The following is a 19641-nucleotide window of genomic DNA, read 5'->3' on the forward strand; positions in this document are numbered from 1 at the left end:
TCAGGGTTGGGCCGGGGCCGCAGGCGCGCTGTCGGCACCCTGCGGATCCTTGTTATTCGTGCCGTCTTTGTTGTCGCCGCCGCTCTTATACAGGAACTGACCGATCAGGTCTTCCAGCACGATAGCCGACTTGGTATCGCGGAGCGTGTCGCCGTCTTTCAACATCGCCGAGCCCAGCTCGGGATCGTCAAAGCCTAGATTCAACGCTAAAAATTGCTCGCCGAGTAAGCCCTGCGTGCGGATCGCCAGCGAACTGGTGTCGGAAATTTTATCGGCGTACTCGTCGCTGATCGCCATCGTCACGCGCGGCAGCAGGGTTTTCGGTTCGAGAGAGATATCGGTGACGCGGCCAATTACCACGCCGCCGATCTTCACCGGCGAGCTGACTTTCAGGCCGCCGATATTATCAAAGGTGGCATAGAGCTGCCAGGTCGGCTGCGTGCCGAGCGACTTAAGATCCGCCACGCGCAGGCAGAGAAACAGCATCGCCACCAGCGCCAGCAGCATAAACACGCCAACCCAAATTTCGCTTTTTTTGCTTTGCATTGCATTAGTTCCCAAACATCAGTGCTGTCAGCACAAAATCCAGACCGAGTACCGCCAGCGAGGCGTGCACCACGGTGCGCGTCGTCGCGCGGCTGATCCCTTCAGAGGTCGGAATCGCGTCGTAACCGTTAAACAGGGCGATCCAGGTGACCGTCACGGCAAAAACGGCGCTTTTAATCAGGCAGTTGATCACGTCGGTGCGGAAATCGACCGCGTTTTGCATCGCCGACCAGAAGAAGCCGGGATCGATGCCTTTCCAGCTCACGCCGACCAGCGCGCCGCCCGCGATGCCGACGGCGGTAAAGATCAGCGCCAGCAGCGGCATGCTGATAAAGCCCGCCCAGAAACGCGGCGACACCACGCGGCGCAGCGGATCCACCGCCATCATCTCCATGCTGGAGAGCTGTTCGGTCGCCTTCATCAGCCCGATCTCCGCCGTCAGCGCCGATCCGGCGCGCCCGGCGAACAGCAGCGCCGTTACCACCGGTCCCAGCTCGCGCAGCAGCGACAGCGCCACCAGCATGCCGAGACTGGTTTCCGCGCTATAGGTGGTCAGCACCAGATAGCCCTGCAGCCCCAGCACCATGCCGATAAACAGCCCGGAGACCACGATAATCAACAGCGACAGGACGCCGACGCTGTAGAGTTGCCTGATCAGCAGCGGCGCGTGTTTTCGAAAGGCAGGTTTGCCTACCAGCGCGTGAAACAGCATTAACCCTGCCCGCCCGAAGGTGGAGCAGGTATTGATTCCGCGACGTCCTGTTGACGCCAGCGCCTTTAACAACATGAGTTTACACTCTCCCTGAGCCGGTGAGATCGGCAAGATAGTCTCCGGCGGCAAACCGGAACGGAACAGGGCCGTCCGCAATCCCATCCAAAAACTGACGCACGCGCGGATCGGGGTTTTCCCGCAGCTGCGGCGTGCTGCCCTGAGCAATGATTTTTTGCCCGGCCACAATATACGCCCTGTCGGCGATGCTGAGTACTTCCGGCACGTCGTGCGACACCACGATGCAGGTGAGGCCCAGCGAATGGTTCAGCTCGTCGATCAGCTTCACCAGCACGCCCATAGTGATGGGATCCTGGCCGACGAAAGGCTCATCGAACATGATCAGCTCCGGCTCGAGCGCGATGGCGCGCGCCAGCGCCGCGCGCCGCGCCATACCGCCGGAGAGCTCCGCCGGCTTCAGCTGCGCCGCGCCGCGTAAGCCGACCGCCTCCAGCTTCATCATCACCGTGCTGTGCAGCAGCGCCGCAGGCAGCCGGGTGTGCTCCCGCAGCGGCCAGGCGACGTTTTCATAAACGGTCAGATCGGTAAAAAGCGCGCCCGACTGAAACAGCATGCTCATTTTTTTGCGCGTCTCGTAGAGTTTCGCGCGCGACAGTCGGGGAATGTTTTCGCCGCGAAACCAGATCTCGCCGCGATCGGGCTGCAGCTGGCCGCCAATCAGACGCAGCAGCGTGGTTTTACCAATGCCCGACGGTCCCATAATGGCCGTGACTTTTCCCTTCGGCACCGTCAGCGAAATATCGTCGAAAATCGCACGATCGCCGCGTGAAAAACTGACGCCACGAACCTCAACCAGGTTCGTTTCCTGTTGGTCCATTATTACCTCTTCTGTGGATCGGGCGTTATAAAGCCTACGATGGTAGCCTGTAACGCGCCAGTGCACGATAGCTTTACAGAAACTTACCGCCTTGATTTGGCTAAAGCGGGCATAAAATTTACTTTTGCCGCTCAGACGGTCAAAATCAGCGCCTGTTTGTGATGACAGAACCTGAAACCTGCCGTACAAGACGTGGCGGCAACGCATTTCATCCAAGGATTTTTCATGTTCGTAGCCTCTGCCCTGCTGATCGTTGGTTTGATTTTACTGGCTTACGGCGCCGATCGCCTGGTGTTTAGCGCCGCGATACTGTGCCGATCCTTCGGGATCCCGCCGCTGATTATCGGCATGACGGTGGTAAGCATCGGCACCTCGCTGCCGGAGATGATCCTCTCGTTTTCAGCGGCGCAGCATGGCCAGATGGATCTGGCGGTCGGCACGGCGCTCGGCTCCAACATCACCAATATTCTCTTGATCCTCGGCGGCGCGGCGCTGCTGCATCCCCTGAACATACACTCCAATCTGGTGCGGCGCGAACTGCCGCTGATGCTGCTGGTCTCACTTCTCAGCGGCCTGATGCTGTTCGATAACTACCTGAGCCGTCTCGACGGTGTCGGCCTGATCGCCATCGCCATCCTCTATTTGCTGGTGGCGATCCGCTTCGCGCGCCGCGCCGAGCGCGACAATAGCGACACCCTGACGCGCGAACAGCTTGCAGAGCTGCCGCGCGAAGAGAGCGGCAACACGGTGGCGTTTCTCTGGCTGGCGGTCGCGCTGATTATTTTGCCGATGGCGACGCGTATGGTGATCGACAACGCCACCGCCTTCGCCGACTATTTCGGCGTCAGCGAGCTGGTGATGGGCGCCACGCTGATCGCGGTCGGCACCAGCCTGCCGGAGCTGGCGACGGTGATCGCCGGTGCGCTGAAAGGCGAAGACGATATCGCCATCGGCAATCTGATTGGTGCCAATATTTATAATATCGCTATCGTGCTGGGCCTGCCGGCGCTGATGAATCCCGGCGGCGTAGACGAACACGCCTTCGCGCGCGATTACTGGGTGATGCTCGGCGTCAGCGCCCTGTTCGCCCTGCTCTGCCTGCAGCGCAGCCGCCGTATCGGCCGCCGTGCAGGAACGCTTTTACTCTGTGGTTTCATCGTCTGGGGCGCCCTGTTGTGGATCCAGCCCGCTTTCATCGACGGATAACAAAGGACCGATTTGCCATGTCAACTCAGCTTTCAATCGCGAATTTCGACTTTCAAGCGGCGGGAAAAGCGGTACTGCGCATTGAGCGTGAAGGTCTCGAACAGCTGGACCAGTATATTAACGACGACTTCACCCGCGCCTGCGAGATGATCTATCGCTGTCAGGGCAAAGTGGTAGTAATGGGGATGGGCAAATCGGGCCATATCGGCAAGAAGATGGCCGCCACCTTTGCCAGCACCGGCACGCCGGCATTTTTTGTGCATCCCGGCGAAGCCAGCCACGGCGATCTCGGCATGGTCGGTGGCAACGACGTGGTGCTCGCCATCTCTAACAGTGGCGAATCCAACGAGATTCTGGCGCTGATCCCGGTGCTAAAGCGGCAGCATGTGCCGCTAATCTGCCTGACCAGCCGTCCCGACAGCGCCATGGGCCGCGTCGCTGACGTGCACCTGTGCGTGAAGGTGCCGCAGGAAGCCTGCCCGCTCGGGCTGGCACCGACCAGCAGCACCACCGCGACGCTGGTGATGGGTGATGCGCTGGCGGTGGCGCTGCTTGAGGCGCGCGGCTTTACCGCCGAGGATTTCGCGCTGTCGCATCCGGGCGGCGCGCTGGGACGCAAGCTGCTGCTGCACGTCAGCGACATTATGCACAGCGGCGACGAGATGCCGCACGTGACGCGCGACGCCTCGCTGCGCGACGCGCTGCTGGAGATCACGCGCAAAAATTTAGGGCTGACGGTGATTGTCGACGATCTGATGAAGATCGAGGGGATTTTTACCGACGGCGACCTGCGCCGCATCTTCGATATGGGCATCGATTTCCAGCATGCCACCATTTCGGAAGTGATGACGCGCGGCGGCATTCGGGTGCGCCCCAATATGCTGGCGGTCGACGCGCTGAACCTGATGCAAAACAAAAACATTACCGCGCTGCTGGTGGCCGATGACGATCGTCTGCTCGGTGTGGTACATATGCATGACATGCTGCGCGCCGGCGTAGTCTGAACAGGAAACGAACATGTCGCTAAATACTTCCCTGGTGGAAACCTGCTACGGACCCGTTAGCGCGGAGGTCATGGCGCGCGCCAGCCAGATCCGCCTGCTGATTTGCGACGTTGACGGCGTAATGTCGGACGGCGTGATCTACATGGGCAACAACGGCGAAGAGCTGAAGGCCTTTAACGTGCGCGACGGCTACGGCATCCGCTGTTTGCTAACCTCAGATATCGAGGTGGCGATCATTACCGGACGCAATGCGCGCCTGATGGAGGATCGCTGCAAAACCCTGGGCATTCGCCATCTTTATCAGGGACAGTCCGATAAGCTTTTGGCCTATCGCGAACTTCTGGATAAACTGTCGCTTTCCGATGAGCAGGTCGCCTATATCGGCGACGATCTGATCGACTGGCCAGTCATGGCCAGAGTGGGGCTGAGCGTCGCCGTCGCCGATGCGCATCCTGTGCTGCTGCCGCGCGCCCGTTACGTCACGCGCATCGCGGGCGGACGCGGCGCGGTGCGCGAAGTGTGCGACCTGATTTTAATGGCGCAGAACAAATTTGAGGATGCCAAAGGGCTATCAGTATGAGTAGAAGCAGGCGTTGGATAACGCTGATCCTGGCCTTGATCGCGCTGGTGCTGATCGGCTGGAACCTGACCAGCCAGGATGACGCGAGCGCGCCGGTCGCCGCCAGCGATCAGGAGCCGACCTATACCAGCGCGAATTCGAATACCGTGGTCTACAACCCGCAAGGGGCGCTGGCGTACAAACTGGTGTCGGACAAAGTGACCTATTTCGCCGCGGACGAGGTGAGCTGGTTCGACAAGCCGGTGATGACCACCTACGACGAAAACAAAGTGCCGACCTGGTCGGTGCGCGCGGATAAAGCCAAACTCACCAAAGATCGTATGCTTTACCTGTATGGTCATGTGGAAGTAAATACGCTGACGCAGGATTCGCAGCTGCAGCGCATCAAAACGGACAATGCGCAGGTCAACCTCGTCTCTCAGGACGTGACGTCCGACGACCAGGTCACGCTGTTCGGGCGCGGTTTTAACTCTACCGGCATGAAAATGCGTGGAAATTTACGGACGAAAAACGCCGAGTTGATTGAAAAGGTCAAAACTTATTATGAAATCCAAAATGCACAACAACAGCCTTAAGTTTTTCCTGGTCGGCGCGCTGCTGGCGGCCAGTCTGCCCGCGCTGGCGGTGACCGGCGACTCGGACAAACCGGTCAACATCGACTCTGAAAACCAGGCGCTGGACCTGCAAGGCAATGTGGCGACCTTTACCGGCAACGTCATCGTCACCCAGGGCACCATTAAAATCACCGCCGATAAAGTGGTGGTCACGCGTCCCGGCGGCGACAGCAATAAAACCATCGTTGACGCCTGGGGCAACCCGGCCACCTTCTACCAGATGCAGGACAGCGGCAAGCCGGTGCAGGGCCACGCGGCCAAACTGCACTACGAGCTGGCGAAAGATTTCGTCGAGCTGACCGGCAACGCCTACATCGAACAGCAGGACAGCAATATCAAAGGCGACCGCATCACCTATCTGGTTAAAGAGCAGAAAATGCAGGCCTACAGCCAGGGTCAGAGCAAGCGCGTCACCACCGTGCTGGTGCCGTCGCAGCTGCAGGACAAAAACGCTAACAGCCCGAAAAAGAGTAACTGATCGCTATGGCCACACTAATCGCAGAAAACCTGGCGAAGGCCTATAAGGGCCGTCGCGTGGTGGAAGACGTCAGCCTGCAGGTGAAATCCGGCGAGATCGTCGGCCTGCTGGGCCCCAACGGCGCGGGTAAGACCACCACCTTCTACATGGTCGTCGGCATCGTGCCGCGCGACGCGGGCCGCATCGTCATTGACGACGACGACATCAGCATCCTGCCGCTGCACGCGCGCGCGCGTCGTGGCATCGGCTATCTGCCGCAGGAAGCGTCGATTTTCCGCCGTCTGAGCGTCTACGACAACCTGATGGCGGTGCTGCAAATCCGTGACGACCTCACCGAGGAGCAGCGTCAGGATCGCGCCAACGAGCTGATGGATGAGTTTCATATCGCCCATCTGCGCGACAGCATGGGCCAGGCGCTGTCGGGCGGTGAACGCCGCCGCGTCGAAATCGCCCGTGCGCTGGCTGCCAATCCGAAATTTATTCTGCTGGATGAGCCGTTTGCCGGCGTCGATCCCATCTCGGTTATCGACATCAAAAAAATCATCGAGCATCTGCGCGACAGCGGCCTCGGCGTGCTGATCACCGACCACAACGTTCGTGAAACTCTGGCGGTGTGCGAACGCGCCTATATCGTTAGCCAGGGGCACCTGATCGCCCACGGCACGCCAAATGAAATACTTGCAGATGAGCAGGTTAAACGGGTTTATTTGGGCGAAGAGTTCAGACTCTGATAAGGTGTCGTTAATACGATGTTTGCTTAGGAAATCCCGTCCTGAATATGAAGCAAGGTTTGCAACTCAGGTTCAGCCAACAGCTGGCGATGACTCCACAGCTGCAGCAGGCCATCCGACTGCTGCAGCTCTCTACGCTTGAGCTTCAGCAGGAGCTGCAGCTGGCGCTGGAGAGCAATCCGCTGCTGGAGCAGGCTGACGTGCACGAAGAGATCGACAGCCGCGACTATCAGGAAGATGAGGTGCTGGACACGCGCGAGGCGCTGGAACAGAAAGAGATGCCGGACGACCTGCCGCTCGACGCCACCTGGGACGAGATGTATACCGCAGGCACCCCTTCCGGCACCGGCACCGACTATCAGGATGACGAGCTGCCGGTCTATCAGGGCGAAACCACCCAGTCGCTGCAGGATTACCTGATGTGGCAGGTGGATCTGACGCCTTTCACCGACACCGATCGCGCCATCGCCACCTCTATCGTCGACGCCATCGACGATACCGGCTATCTCACCGTTTCGCTTGACGAGATCCTCGACAGCATGGGCAATGACGAGCTGGCGCTGGATGAGGTCGAAGCGGTGCTGAAGCGCATTCAGCGTTTCGATCCGGTCGGCGTCGGCGCGCGCGATCTGCGCGACTGCCTGCTGGTGCAGCTCTCCCAGTTCGCCCCGGCCACGCCGATGCTGGCCGAGGCGCGCCTGATTGTCAGCGAACATCTCGATCTGCTGGCCAACCACGATTTCCGCAGCCTGATGCGCGTCACCCGCTTTAAAGAAGAGGTGCTGAAAGAGGCGATGCAGCTGATCCAGTCGCTGGATCCGCGCCCCGGCCAGTCGGTGCAGACCGGCGAGCCGGAATATGTCATCCCCGACGTGCTGGTGCGCAAGGTTGGCAAGCGCTGGACGGTAGAGCTGAATAGCGACAGCGTGCCGCGTCTGCGCATCAATCAGCACTATGCCGCGATGGGCGGCGCCGCGCGCAACGACAGCGACAGCCAGTTTATCCGCAGCAACCTGCAGGAGGCGCGCTGGCTGATCAAAAGCCTCGAAAGCCGCAACGATACGCTGCTGAAGGTGACGCGCTGTATCGTCGAGCAGCAGCAGGCCTTTTTCGAGCAGGGCGAAGAGTTTATGCGCCCGATGGTGCTGGCGGATATCGCGCAGGCGGTGGATATGCATGAATCCACTATCTCGCGCGTGACCACGCAAAAATATCTGCACAGCCCGCGCGGCATCTTCGAACTTAAATATTTTTTCTCCAGCCACGTCAACACCGAAGGCGGCGGCGAAGCCTCCTCCACGGCGATTCGAGCGCTGGTGAAAAAATTAATCTCGGCGGAGAATCCCGCTAAACCCTTGAGCGACAGCAAGCTCACCTCCATGTTGTCTGAACAGGGCATTATGGTGGCACGCCGTACCGTCGCTAAATATCGCGAGTCTTTATCTATCCCGCCATCGAACCAGCGGAAACAGCTGGTTTGACAGAAATGAGAAGGAAGACCTATGCAGCTAAATATCACTGGGCAAAACGTTGAAGTCACCGAACCGCTGCGTGAGTTCATCAACAACAAATTTGCCAAACTGGAACACTATTTCGATCGCATCAATCAGGTTTATATTGTTCTGAAAGTGGAAAGGGTCACTCAGGTTGCGGACGCGACCTTACACGTCAACGGCGGCGAGCTGCACGCCACGTCGGAAGCGGAAGATATGTATGCGGCGCTTGACGGGCTGGTCGACAAGCTCGCCCGTCAGCTTAACCGGCATAAAGACAAACTGAACAAACACTAACCTTCACGCTTGCAGCGCGCCTCGCGCGCTCAGGGCGGTCTGGATGGGGCGGATTTACCGCCCCGTTTTGCCATCTGTGCAAGCGCCGCGGCCACGCCGCGGCTCTGTGAACTCGCAAGTGAAACGATAATGAACAACGATCTGATACTGGAACTGAGCACCGTGCTGACGCCGGACTGCACGCGCAGCGGCGTACACTGCCAGAGTAAAAAACGCGCGCTGGAGATTATCAGCGAGCTGGCAGCGAAGCAGCTTAATCTGCCGCATCAAACCCTGTTTGAGGCGATCCTGACCCGTGAGCGCATGGGCAGCACCGGTATCGGCAACGGTATCGCGATCCCGCACGGCAAGCTGGAAGAGGACACGCTGCGCGCGGTCGGCGTGTTTATCAGCCTTGACCAGCCCATCGCCTTCGACGCGGTAGACAACCAGCCGGTCGACCTGCTGTTTGCGCTGCTGGTGCCGGCGGATCAGTGCAAAACCCACTTGCACACCCTCTCTCTGGTCGCGAAGCGTCTGGCGGACAAAACCGTTTGTCGCCGCCTGCGCGCGGCGCAGAGCGATGAAGAACTCTACGCCATCATTACAGAAGCTCCAGAGGAGCAGTAACGCGCGCTGCGCTTTTACCGGCGTGCGCGCCGGTTTAAAACGGGAGAGAAGGTCATGGTGCTGATGATCGTTAGCGGTCGGTCAGGCTCAGGAAAATCGGTGGCGCTACGCGCGCTGGAAGATATGGGATTCTACTGCGTCGATAACCTGCCTGTGGTGCTGTTGCCCGAGCTGGCGAACTCGCTGATGGAACGCAATATCTCGGCGGCCGTCAGCATCGACGTGCGCAATATGCCGGAGTCGCCGGAAGTGTTCGAACATGCGCTGAATAATCTGCCGGACGCCTTTTCGCCGCAGCTGCTGTTTCTCGATGCCGATCGCAATACGCTGATCCGCCGCTACAGCGATACGCGCCGTCTGCATCCGCTCTCCAGTAAGAACCTGTCGCTGGAAAGCGCCATCGACGAAGAGAGCGATCTGCTGGAGCCGCTGCGCTCGCGCGCCGATCTGATTATCGATACCTCTGAGATGTCGGTGCACGAGCTGGCGGAGATGCTGCGCACCCGGCTACTGGGCAAGCGCGAACGCGAGCTGACGATGGTGTTTGAATCCTTCGGCTTCAAGCACGGCATTCCCATCGACGCCGACTACGTTTTTGACGTGCGCTTTCTGCCGAACCCGCACTGGGATCCCAAACTGCGCCCGATGACCGGACTCGATCGCCCGGTCGCGGCGTTTCTCGATCGTCACACTGAAGTGCATAACTTTATCTATCAGACGCGCAGCTATCTCGAACTATGGCTGCCGATGCTGGAAACCAACAACCGCAGCTACCTGACCGTCGCTATCGGCTGCACCGGCGGCAAACACCGTTCGGTCTATATCGCCGAGCAGCTGGCGGACTACTTCCGCTCACGCGGCAAAAACGTGCAGTCGCGCCATCGCACGCTGGAAAAACGTAAATCATGACCGTTAAACAAACCGTGGAAATCAAAAACAAGCTGGGCATGCACGCGCGACCGGCGATGAAGCTGTTCGAGCTGGTGCAAAGCTTCGACGCCGAAGTGCTGCTGCGCAACGAATCAGGCACCGAGGCGGAGGCGAGCAGCGTGATTGCCCTGCTGATGCTCGATTCTGCTAAAGGCGGTCATATTGAGATTGAAGCCAGCGGCCCGGAAGAGCACCAGGCGCTGGCGGCCGTTATCGAACTTTTCGAGGCCGGCTTCGACGAAGAGTGATGCTTAGTCGAGATGATTACGCTGCAGGAAGCCCTCGCCGCCCAGCTGGCGCATCTGCCGCATAATCCACTGCTGGCGCTGGCGCACATAGCCTGACGGCGCGTCGGCGCGGAAGCGAATTGGGTTAGGCAGCACCGCTGCCAGCAGCGCCGCTTCCGCGATAGTCAGCCGACTGGCCGGCTTGTGAAAATAGCGCTGCGAGGCGGCTTCCACGCCGAAGATCCCCTCGCCGAATTCGGCTATGTTCAGGTAGACCGTCAGGATGCGTCGCTTGGTCCAGACGGTTTCGATGCCCACCGTCAGTCCCGCCTCCAGCCCTTTTCTTAGCCAGCTGCGTCCATCCCAGAGAAACAGGTTTTTCGCCGTTTGCTGCGACAGCGTGGAGGCGCCGCGCATGCGCGTGCCCTCACTGTCGAGCACCGATTCAATCGCATCGACGTCGAATCCCCAGTGCGTCGGGAATTTCTGATCCTCCGAGGCGACCACCGCCAGCGCCATCCACGGCGAAATCTCGTCGTGTCCCACCCAGTCAGAGTGCGCCACATAGTGAAAATCGCCGCTCAGCCATGCGCCGAGCTGTCTCTCCGCCATTACTGCGGAAAAGGGCACCGGCAAAAAGGCGAACAGACCAATACCGATAACCCATACGCCCAGCAGCGTCACTATCACGCGCGTGGCGATACGTTTAATGCCTCGCCAGAGGCTCCCTTTATTCCTGCTCATGCAATGAGCTCTTACCTGTTCCCTGAATTAATCAATTCCTGATGTGATGAAAGGCACATCTCCGTCAAAAAGGCTGATGAAGAGCGAAATTATGCGCAAATTGACGCGGTCAGCGCTCTTTTTTATCGCCGTAAATCGCCAACAGATCGAATCACATCAAGCACTTCCGTTAAAAAGGAATCGGTTCCATACTTGTTGCGCGCTTATCGCTTTTCACGACATACACTTAACCATTTGTGATAAACCTCACAATGATTCATTCACGATATTAAACCTTCACTCTGGCATCACTGTTCCGCTATTCACTATTTAGCGTAAAGGAACAGAAAACAGACAACCTGATGCTGCCCATTCCAGCGCTAAAGCGGCGATAAAATCACGCTATTCCGCCGATTGATTTCTGCAGATTTGCCTGGCATCACAACGATTTGGAAATTTACGCGCGCGCTTTCCAAAACGTTTTGGATAAAGTACGGCCACTCGAAAACTTTTTCAATTTTATCAATACATTGCATCATAAATAGTGGCAAATTCGCGGCGAAAGCGCTTTTCCCCGCTTTGCGGCGCGCCTCGCAGCGCGCTGGCAAACAAAAACCGCGCAAAAACTGGAACAATTGGTCAAAATGAGCGCAATGCAACGCAGAAATTGATTCCTTGCTTGACTGTGTTGCCAAATTAATGTTTTCTGTATTTAAACGCTGCTCAACATCACACATTTTAATGAATCTTCACCCAGTCATTAATGGAATTTGCTAAGGTGATGGCATGTGTTAACCAATACCACGCTGCTGCACGTTAACTCGAATCAGTATAGCAACAGCGCCTTTTTCCCTGGTGTTGGCGCAGTATTCGCGCACCCCGGTCTTCGACTGGGGTCATTTTTTTTCAGGCCCGTGGTTTTTCTCTTTCTGCTACCCACTCGCGTAATACCTGCACGTCGTGACGCCACTCGCGCTTAAGCTCTTCAACCCATTCGCCCACGTTGTCCCACCATGCCGGTAGCTCCGGACTCTGGATCTGTTTCGCCACCTGCTGCAGATGCTGTAATCCCACCGATCCCGCCGCGCCTTTAATTTTGTGGCCCTCTTCCGCAATGCCTTTCTGGTCGCGCGCCATCAGATTGGAGTCGAGCACCTCAAGGTAGCCTGGCATCATCTGTTCAAACATCGTCAGGCTCTGCGTAATCAGTCCGGGGCCGACCAGTTCGATATATTGCTCCAGCATCGGCACATCGAGCAGCGCGCGCGTTTTGTCCTCGCCCTCCTCGCGATCGGCCTGCGCGTCGTCGCTGGGGTGATCCCAGAACTTTTTGATCATGGCGGTTAGCGCCGGCACCGACAGCGGCTTGCTCAGCACGTCGTCCATGCCTGCCTCCAGGTACTCTTTCTTATCCTTAAGCACGTTAGCGGTCAGCGCCACCAGCGGCGGCAGGCTGGCGTCGGGGTAGCGCTGATGAATGGCGCGCGAGACGTCGAGGCCGGTCATATCCGGCAGCTGGATATCCAGCAGGGCGAGGTCGAACTCCAGCGGGTCGAACATCTCCAGCGCGGCCTGCCCGGTCATCGCCACCTCGACGCTGCAGCCGAGTTTTTCCAGCACCGAGCGCGCCACCACCACGTTCAGTTCAATATCCTCAACCAGCAGCACGTGCAGCGCCGGCAGCGGCATGCTGTCGTCTCTGCTCTCATCCTCGACCTCTTCGGCCACGCGCGGCGCGTTGATCAGCACGGTGAAGCAGGATCCCTGCCCCGGCGCGCTGCGCACGGTAATATCGCCGCCCATCGCCTGCGCCAGACGGCGCGATACCGCCAGGCCAATGCCGGTGCCGGTCGCCGGTTTGCCGCCGTGCTGATCTTTCACCTGATAGTACATGGCGAAGATCTTATCCTGCTCATCCTGCGGGATGCCCTGGCCGGAGTCTTCCACCTCAAAACGCAGCATCTCATTCTGCTCGTAGGCGACGCGCACCACGATTTCGCCCTGCTGGGTAAATTTCACGGCGTTGCCGATCAGGTTCCACAGGATCTGGCGCAGGCGCGTGCCGTCGGCGCAAATCTTGTGCGGCAGCGGCAAACTCGGCGCCATCACGAACTTCAGCCCTTTCGGCTGCGCCAGCAGCCCGGAGAGGTTCTCCAGATCTGCCAGGAAGCCGGTAAAGTCGAGCGGCTGGTTATCGAGCTGCACCTTGCGGCGTTCGATCTTGTCTACCTCAATCACGTCGTTGAAGATGTTGCCGAGCGTAATGGCGGAAACATGAATGGTTTTCAGGTACTTCAGCTGCTCCTGATTGAGATCGGTGTCGAGCAGGATGCGGCTCAGGCCGACAATGCCGTTAAGCGGCGTACGCAGCTCGTGGCTGATCGTTGAGATAAAGGTGGTCTTTTCCCGGCTGGCGTTCTCCAGCGCGTCCTGATAGCGCTTACGCTCGGTAATATCGCGACCGAAGCCCATCAGCCCGCTGCGTTTGCCAACGCGGTCGTAATAGGGCACTTTGCGGATCTCAAAGCAGGCCTTGCGCCCGTCCGGGTACTGCAGCCACTGCTCATAGGTGAGCGACACGTTGTGGCGGAACACCTTCTCGTCGGTCTCCAGCACCTTGGTCGCCGCATCTTCGTCGTAGATGTCGCGCGGCGTCAGGCCAATCAGCTGTTTTTCGCTTTTGCCGGTCAGCAGCTCCATGGCGCGGTTGCAGCCGGAGAACTGCTTGTCGATATTGCGGTAGAACACCAGATCGGGCGAGGCGTCGAGGAAAGAGCGCAGGAACGAGGATTGCTGCTCCAGCTCGATCTGCGCCTGCTCGCGGCGCGCCATCTCTTCACGTAGCTTATCCATCACCTGCTCGCGCGCCTGCTCCGCTTTAATACGGTCGTTGATTTCCTGATTGAGCTGGGTGATGGTCTCTTTCATCTGCTGGTTTAGCTCGAGATCGCGGGTGCGCATCTCCTCCAGCTTGTCCACCAACCTGGAAAGACGCTGACGCGACTCCTCAAGCTGATCGACCACCACCGAGAGAAAGTAGACCGCCCAGGGCGTAATCAGCAGGCCAAAGAACACCGAGCGCACCACGTCGATGCTCTCTACGTGGCCGCGCAGCACCATGGTCACCGCCATCTGTACCACCATCGCCAGCACCACCAGCGCCGACGCCAGCAGCAGCGAAAAGCGCACCAGTCCCAGCTTCACCATCAAATCAACATAATATTGCGCCAGCAGGCGGATCTGTTTCATACGAACTCCCTGGAAAAGAACAGGCTCATCATAGCGTAATTCCCTGTGCGATGGCGCTGCGCATGGCGGTAAAGCGCGCGTTGCGCCCCATAATGGTGCATCTGACCCCACGATCGCCGACGATAGCGGCCTGAGCGCTAAAAAACTTGACTAATTACGCCAGCTGAATAATCTGGAGGGCCGCCTGCTTATCGGCAAGTGGATGTTAAGCCCTCTCTTTTCTTTATCGGCAGCCTTTCGATGCCCCGGCCCTCCTTTTTCCTTATGAATTTAAATTCACTTTTCCTGCGTGAATAATCACCCCTTGCTTGATTAATTTTACTTATGGCCACCCTCTGTTTGATTCAAATCTGCCGTTATAAGAAAAACAGATACATGATGTGCGGGTAATCTGCTATGCAGCATATCCTGCTGTTAAAGCTCCTTCAGCCAGCATTGTGCGGGGATATGACCGCATCATGACAGTGAGACAGTTCACATTTCCGGCGCTATGGGCAAATGGCTGATTGACAGTTTTTTACGGTTAAACACGTTATTAATCATAAGGATAACGCTGCAACACCGCTTAAAAAGACGACCAGGAACGCTATTTGACCTTATTCCGCTTTCCCGATAAGTTGGAAATCCGCTGGAAGCTTTCTGGATGGGTGCTCAGCCCGTCATATTTATGCAGTAACAGAGATTCCCCCTGTAACAAGACCTCGACGCTTGTGACAACGACGCCAACGGCCAGACAGATGGGGCGACACAGGAGTGCAGCGCATGATGCGCGCAGCCTGTCGCTTGATCCTTTCTGCGCCCGTAGCCCGACCAAAGGGAATCCACAGAGCCTGGGGAGGTTCACTGAAATGTTGTATGACAAATCCCTTGAAAAGGATAACTGTGGTTTCGGCCTCATCGCTCATATAGAAGGCGAACCAAGCCATAAGGTAGTGCGTACCGCAATCCACGCGCTGGCCCGTATGCAACACCGTGGCGCGATCCTTGCTGACGGCAAGACCGGCGACGGCTGTGGGCTGTTATTACAAAAACCTGACCGCTTTTTCCGCGTCGTCGCGGAAGAGAAAGGCTGGCGCTTGGCGAAAAATTACGCCGTGGGCATGCTGTTCCTCAGCCATGATGAGGAAGAGGCCCAGGCGAGCCGCCGCATTGTGGAAGAGGAAGTGGTCCGCGAAACCCTCTCTGTGGTCGGCTGGCGCGACGTGCCCGTCAATCAAGATGTGCTGGGAGAGATTGCCCTCTCCTCGATGCCGCGCATTCAGCAACTTTTTATCAACGCGCCGGCCGGCTGGCGCCCGCGCGATATGGAGCGTCGTCTCTATATGGCGCGCCGTCGCGCCGAGAAGCGTATGGAGCAGAGCGACGATAAAGCGTTCTACATCTGTAGCTTCTCCAACCAGGTCAATATCTACAAAGGCCTTTGCATGCCGGCCGACCTGCCGCGCTTCTATCTTGACCTGGCGGATCTGCGTCTGGAGTCGGCGATCTGCCTGTTCCACCAGCGCTTCTCCACCAATACCGTGCCGCGCTGGCCGCTGGCGCAGCCGTTCCGCTATATGGCGCACAACGGCGAGATCAACACCATTGCCGGTAACCGTCAGTGGGCGCGCGCCCGCGCCTATAAATTCAATACGCCGCTGATCCCCGATCTGCAGAACGCCGGTCCCTTCGTTAACGAAACCGGCTCCGACTCCAGCTCGATGGACAACATGCTGGAGCTGTTCCTGAACGGCGGTATGGATCTGGTGCGCGCGATGCGTCTGCTGGTGCCGCCTGCCTGGCAGAACAACCCGGATATGGATCCCGAGCTGCGCGCCTTCTTCGACTTTAACTCCATGCATATGGAGCCGTGGGACGGCCCGGCGGGCATCGTGATGTCAGACGGCCGCTACGCCGCCTGTAACCTGGACCGTAACGGCCTGCGCCCGGCGCGCTACGTGATCACCAAAGACAAGCTGATCACCTGCGCCTCAGAAGTGGGCATCTGGGACTACCAGCCAGACGAGGTGGTGGAAAAAGGCCGCGTCGGCCCTGGCGAACTGATGGTGATCGACACCCGCATCGGCCGCATTCTGCACTCCGCGGAAACCGACCACGATCTCAAAAGCCGCCACCCCTATAAAGAGTGGATGGAGAAGAACGTTAAGCGCCTGGTGCCGTTCGAAGATCTGCCTGACAATCAGGTCGGCAGCCGCGAGCTGAACGATCCGCTGCTGGCGACTTATCAGAAGCAGTTCGGCTACAGCAGCGAAGAGCTGGACACCATTATCCGCGTGCTGGGCGAAAACGGTCAGGAGGCAGTCGGCTCGATGGGCGACGACACGCCGTTCGCCGTGCTCTCCAGCCGTCCGCGCATCATTTATGACTACTTCCGCCAGCAGTTCGCGCAGGTCACCAACCCGCCGATCGATCCGCTGCGCGAAAACCATGTGATGTCGCTGGCGACCAGCATCGGCCGCGAAATGAACGTCTTCTGCGAAGCGGAAGGTCAGGCGCACCGCGTCAGCTTTAAGTCCCCTATCCTGCTGTGGTCCGACTTTAATCAGCTGACCACGCTGGAAGGCGAATACTATCGCGCCGACACGCTCGACTGTACCTTCGATGCGGCGACGCAGACGCTGGAGCAGGCGATGCACGCGCTGTGCGACGAGGCCGAGCGTATGGTGCGTAACGGCACCGTGCTGCTGGTGCTCTCCGATCGCGCCATTAGCGAAACTCGCCTGCCGGTGCCGGCGCCGATGATCGTCGGCGCGGTGCAGACGCGTCTGGTAGAGAAAAGCCTGCGCTGTGACGCCAACATCATCGTTGAAACCGCCAGCGCGCGCGATCCGCACCACTTTGCCGTGCTGCTCGGCTTCGGCGCGACCGCCATCTATCCCTACCTGGCGTATGAATCGCTGGCGAAGATGGTCGACAGCAACGTCATCGAGAAAGATTATCGCGCGGTGATGCTGAACTACCGTAACGGCATCAACAAAGGTCTCTACAAGATCATGTCCAAAATGGGCATCTCGACCATCGCCTCCTATCGCTGCTCGAAGCTGTTCGAAGCGGTGGGCCTGCACGCCGATGTGTCGGGTCTCTGCTTCCAGGGCGTGGTCAGCCGCATCAGCGGCGCCAACTTTGCCGATTTCCAGCAGGATCTGACCAATCTGGCGAAACGCGCCTGGCTGCAGCGTAAACCGCTGGACCAGGGCGGCCTGCTGAAGTACGTGCACGGCGGCGAGTATCACGCCTATAACCCGGATGTGGTGGGTACGCTGCAGCGCGCCGTCGAGAGCGGCGAATACAGCGACTACCAGGCCTACGCGAAGCTGGTGAACGAACGTCCGGTGGCGACGCTGCGCGATCTGCTGGAGCTGCAGCCGGGCACCGAATCGATCCATATCGACGACGTCGAGCCGGCCAGCGAGCTGTTTAAGCGTTTTGACACTGCGGCGATGTCTATCGGCGCGCTCAGCCCGGAGGCGCACGAGGCGCTGGCCGAAGCGATGAACTCGCTCGGCGGCTACTCGAACTCCGGCGAAGGCGGCGAAGATCCGGCGCGCTACGGCACCAATAAAGTGTCGCGCATCAAGCAGGTTGCATCGGGCCGCTTCGGCGTCACGCCCGCCTATCTGGCGAACGCCGACGTGATCCAGATTAAAGTGGCGCAGGGCGCGAAGCCAGGCGAAGGCGGCCAGCTGCCGGGCGACAAAGTGACACCTTATATCGCGAAGCTGCGCTACTCGGTGCCGGGCGTGACGCTGATTTCGCCGCCGCCGCATCACGATATCTACTCGATCGAAGATCTGGCGCAGCTGATTTTCGACCTGAAGCAGGTTAACCCGAAGGCGATGATTTCAGTGAAGCTGGTCTCCGAGCCTGGCGTCGGCACCATCGCCACCGGCGTGGCGAAAGCCTATGCCGACCTGATCACTATCGCCGGCTACGACGGCGGCACCGGCGCCAGCCCGCTGAGTTCGGTGAAGTACGCGGGCTGTCCGTGGGAGTTGGGCCTGGTGGAAACCCAGCAGGCGCTGGTCTCCAACGGTCTGCGCCACAAGATCCGTCTGCAGGTGGACGGCGGCCTGAAAACCGGCCGCGACATTATCAAAGCGGCGATCCTCGGCGCGGAAAGCTTCGGCTTCGGCACCGGTCCAATGGTGGCGCTGGGCTGTAAATACCTGCGTATCTGTCACCTCAACAACTGCGCGACCGGCGTAGCGACCCAGGATGACAAGCTGCGTAAGAATCACTATCACGGCCTGCCGTTCAAAGTGACCAATTACTTTGAATTTATCGCCCGTGAAACCCGCGAGCTGATGGCGAACCTGGGCGTGAAACGCCTGACGGATCTGATCGGCCGCACCGAGCTGCTGAAAGAGCTGGACGGCTTCACCGCCAAGCAGCAGAACCTGGATCTCTCGGCGCTGCTGAAAACCGCGACGCCGATGCCGGGCAAAGCGCTGCACTGCACCGAAGGCAGCAACCCGCCGTTCGATAAAGGCGAGCTGAACAAGGCGCTGCATAGCCAGGCGATGCCGTTTGTCGAAGCGCGACAGAGCAAGACGTTCTACTTCGACATCCGCAACACCGACCGCTCGGTAGGCGCGACGCTCTCTGGCGCGATCGCGGCGATCCACGGCGATCAGGGGCTGGCGGCGGATCCGATCCGCGCGCACTTCTCCGGCACCGCCGGGCAGAGCTTCGGCGTGTGGAACGCAGGCGGCGTCGAGCTGACGCTGACCGGCGACGCCAACGACTACGTCGGCAAGGGAATGGCTGGCGGCATGCTGGCGATCCGTCCGCCGGTCGGCTCGGCGTTCCGCAGCCATGAAGCGACCATCGCGGGCAACACCTGCCTTTACGGCGCGACGGGCGGCAAACTGTTCGCCGCTGGCCGTGCGGGCGAGCGTTTCGCGGTGCGCAACTCGGGCGCCATTACCGTGGTGGAAGGGATCGGCGACAACGGGTGTGAATATATGACCGGCGGCATCGTCTGCGTGCTGGGTCGCACCGGCGTGAACTTCGGCGCCGGCATGACGGGCGGCTTCGCCTACGTGCTGGATGAAGACGGCGAGTTCCGCAAGCGCGTCAACCCGGAGCTGGTAGAAGTGCTGAACGTCGACGAGCTGGCGATCCACGAAGAGCACCTGCGCGGCTTGATCACCGAGCATGTGCAGCACACCGGCTCCAGCCGTGGCGAAGAGATCCTCGCCAACTGGCCGCTCTGGTCGTCGCGCTTCGCCCTGGTTAAACCCAAGTCCAGCGATGTTAAGGCGTTGCTGGGTCACCGCAGTCGTTCCGCAGCCGAGCTGCGCGTGCAGGCACAGTAATAGTTCGTCCCGTCTGGCGCCGTGCGCCG

General features: G+C 59.1%; 18 protein-coding genes. 12 read left to right on the forward strand and 6 right to left on the reverse strand.

Going from position 1 to position 19641, the window contains the following annotated elements:
- From mlaD to mlaF, 3 genes are read right to left on the reverse strand one after another with little or no spacing between them, the layout of a single operon-like run.
- On the reverse strand, positions 1-546 hold the full coding sequence (mlaD, locus tag MC269_RS16445; RefSeq protein ID WP_081136946.1) for an outer membrane lipid asymmetry maintenance protein MlaD: 546 nt from the start codon (positions 544-546) through the stop codon (positions 1-3).
- 4 nt (positions 547-550) lie between these two features.
- Positions 551-1333, reverse strand: coding sequence for a lipid asymmetry maintenance ABC transporter permease subunit MlaE (gene mlaE, locus MC269_RS16450; RefSeq protein ID WP_081136948.1), 783 nt, complete (start codon positions 1331-1333; stop codon positions 551-553).
- Positions 1334-1337: 4 nt separating this feature from the next.
- Positions 1338-2153 (reverse strand): phospholipid ABC transporter ATP-binding protein MlaF, encoded by an 816-nt coding sequence (gene mlaF / locus MC269_RS16455; RefSeq protein ID WP_081136950.1) that lies wholly within the window; start codon positions 2151-2153, stop codon positions 1338-1340.
- A 225-nt stretch (positions 2154-2378) separates the two neighbouring features.
- Between mlaF and MC269_RS16460 the strand changes: the two genes are divergently transcribed.
- The 11 genes from MC269_RS16460 (at position 2379) to npr (ending at position 10343) form a co-directional block, all read left to right on the forward strand.
- Entirely contained in the window at positions 2379-3359 is a 981-nt protein-coding gene (locus tag MC269_RS16460; protein WP_239953060.1) for a calcium/sodium antiporter, read from the forward strand.
- Positions 3360-3376: 17 nt separating this feature from the next.
- Positions 3377-4363 (forward strand): arabinose-5-phosphate isomerase KdsD, encoded by a 987-nt coding sequence (gene kdsD, locus MC269_RS16465; protein ID WP_081136954.1) that lies wholly within the window; start codon positions 3377-3379, stop codon positions 4361-4363.
- A 13-nt stretch (positions 4364-4376) separates the two neighbouring features.
- On the forward strand, positions 4377-4943 hold the full coding sequence (gene kdsC, locus MC269_RS16470; protein WP_081136956.1) for a 3-deoxy-manno-octulosonate-8-phosphatase KdsC: 567 nt from the start codon (positions 4377-4379) through the stop codon (positions 4941-4943).
- A complete protein-coding gene (gene lptC, locus MC269_RS16475) occupies positions 4940-5518 on the forward strand; it encodes an LPS export ABC transporter periplasmic protein LptC (protein ID WP_239953061.1) in 579 nt (192 codons plus the stop codon). Before kdsC ends, lptC begins: the two co-directional genes overlap by 4 nt.
- The gene (gene lptA / locus MC269_RS16480; RefSeq protein WP_081136960.1) at positions 5487-6035 is read left to right on the forward strand and encodes a lipopolysaccharide ABC transporter substrate-binding protein LptA; all 549 of its coding nucleotides are present in this window, start codon (positions 5487-5489) and stop codon (positions 6033-6035) included. Before lptC ends, lptA begins: the two co-directional genes overlap by 32 nt.
- Positions 6036-6040: 5 nt before the next feature.
- Positions 6041-6766 carry an LPS export ABC transporter ATP-binding protein gene (lptB, locus tag MC269_RS16485; RefSeq protein WP_081136962.1) on the forward strand — a complete coding sequence of 242 codons (726 nt, stop codon included), beginning with the start codon at positions 6041-6043 and terminating at the stop codon, positions 6764-6766.
- 47 nt (positions 6767-6813) lie between these two features.
- Positions 6814-8247: an RNA polymerase factor sigma-54 gene (gene rpoN, locus MC269_RS16490; RefSeq protein ID WP_081136964.1), complete on the forward strand. Its 1434-nt coding sequence runs from the start codon at positions 6814-6816 to the stop codon at positions 8245-8247.
- A gap of 21 nt (positions 8248-8268) precedes the next feature.
- Positions 8269-8556 (forward strand): ribosome hibernation promoting factor, encoded by a 288-nt coding sequence (hpf, locus tag MC269_RS16495; protein ID WP_081136966.1) that lies wholly within the window; start codon positions 8269-8271, stop codon positions 8554-8556.
- Positions 8557-8685: 129 nt separating this feature from the next.
- Positions 8686-9165 (forward strand): PTS IIA-like nitrogen regulatory protein PtsN, encoded by a 480-nt coding sequence (ptsN, locus tag MC269_RS16500; RefSeq protein ID WP_081136968.1) that lies wholly within the window; start codon positions 8686-8688, stop codon positions 9163-9165.
- A 54-nt stretch (positions 9166-9219) separates the two neighbouring features.
- Positions 9220-10074, forward strand: coding sequence for an RNase adapter RapZ (gene rapZ / locus MC269_RS16505; RefSeq protein WP_239953062.1), 855 nt, complete (start codon positions 9220-9222; stop codon positions 10072-10074).
- Positions 10071-10343 (forward strand): PTS phosphocarrier protein NPr, encoded by a 273-nt coding sequence (gene npr, locus MC269_RS16510; RefSeq protein ID WP_081136972.1) that lies wholly within the window; start codon positions 10071-10073, stop codon positions 10341-10343. The genes rapZ and npr overlap by 4 nt, the downstream gene beginning before the upstream one ends.
- A 3-nt stretch (positions 10344-10346) precedes the next feature.
- On the opposite strand, the gene mtgA is transcribed toward npr, so the two are convergent.
- The 3 genes from mtgA to arcB all read right to left on the reverse strand — a co-directional run bounded on the left by mtgA (position 10347) and on the right by arcB (position 14294).
- Complete coding sequence (gene mtgA / locus MC269_RS16515) at positions 10347-11066, reverse strand: monofunctional biosynthetic peptidoglycan transglycosylase (RefSeq protein WP_239953063.1); 720 nt, start codon at positions 11064-11066, stop codon at positions 10347-10349.
- Between the two features lie 359 nt (positions 11067-11425).
- Positions 11426-11782: a hypothetical protein gene (locus tag MC269_RS16520; protein WP_239953064.1), complete on the reverse strand. Its 357-nt coding sequence runs from the start codon at positions 11780-11782 to the stop codon at positions 11426-11428.
- Positions 11783-11951: 169 nt separating this feature from the next.
- Positions 11952-14294 carry an aerobic respiration two-component sensor histidine kinase ArcB gene (gene arcB, locus MC269_RS16525; RefSeq protein WP_239953065.1) on the reverse strand — a complete coding sequence of 781 codons (2343 nt, stop codon included), beginning with the start codon at positions 14292-14294 and terminating at the stop codon, positions 11952-11954.
- Positions 14295-15142: 848 nt separating this feature from the next.
- Between arcB and gltB the strand changes: the two genes are divergently transcribed.
- Complete coding sequence (gene gltB, locus MC269_RS16530) at positions 15143-19612, forward strand: glutamate synthase large subunit (protein ID WP_081136980.1); 4470 nt, start codon at positions 15143-15145, stop codon at positions 19610-19612.
- The last annotated feature ends 29 nt before the right edge of the window (positions 19613-19641 follow it).

The sequence above is a fragment of the Pantoea sp. Z09 genome, assembly GCF_022394795.1.
In the GTDB taxonomy this organism is placed as follows: Bacteria; Pseudomonadota; Gammaproteobacteria; order Enterobacterales; family Enterobacteriaceae; genus Pantoea; species Pantoea latae.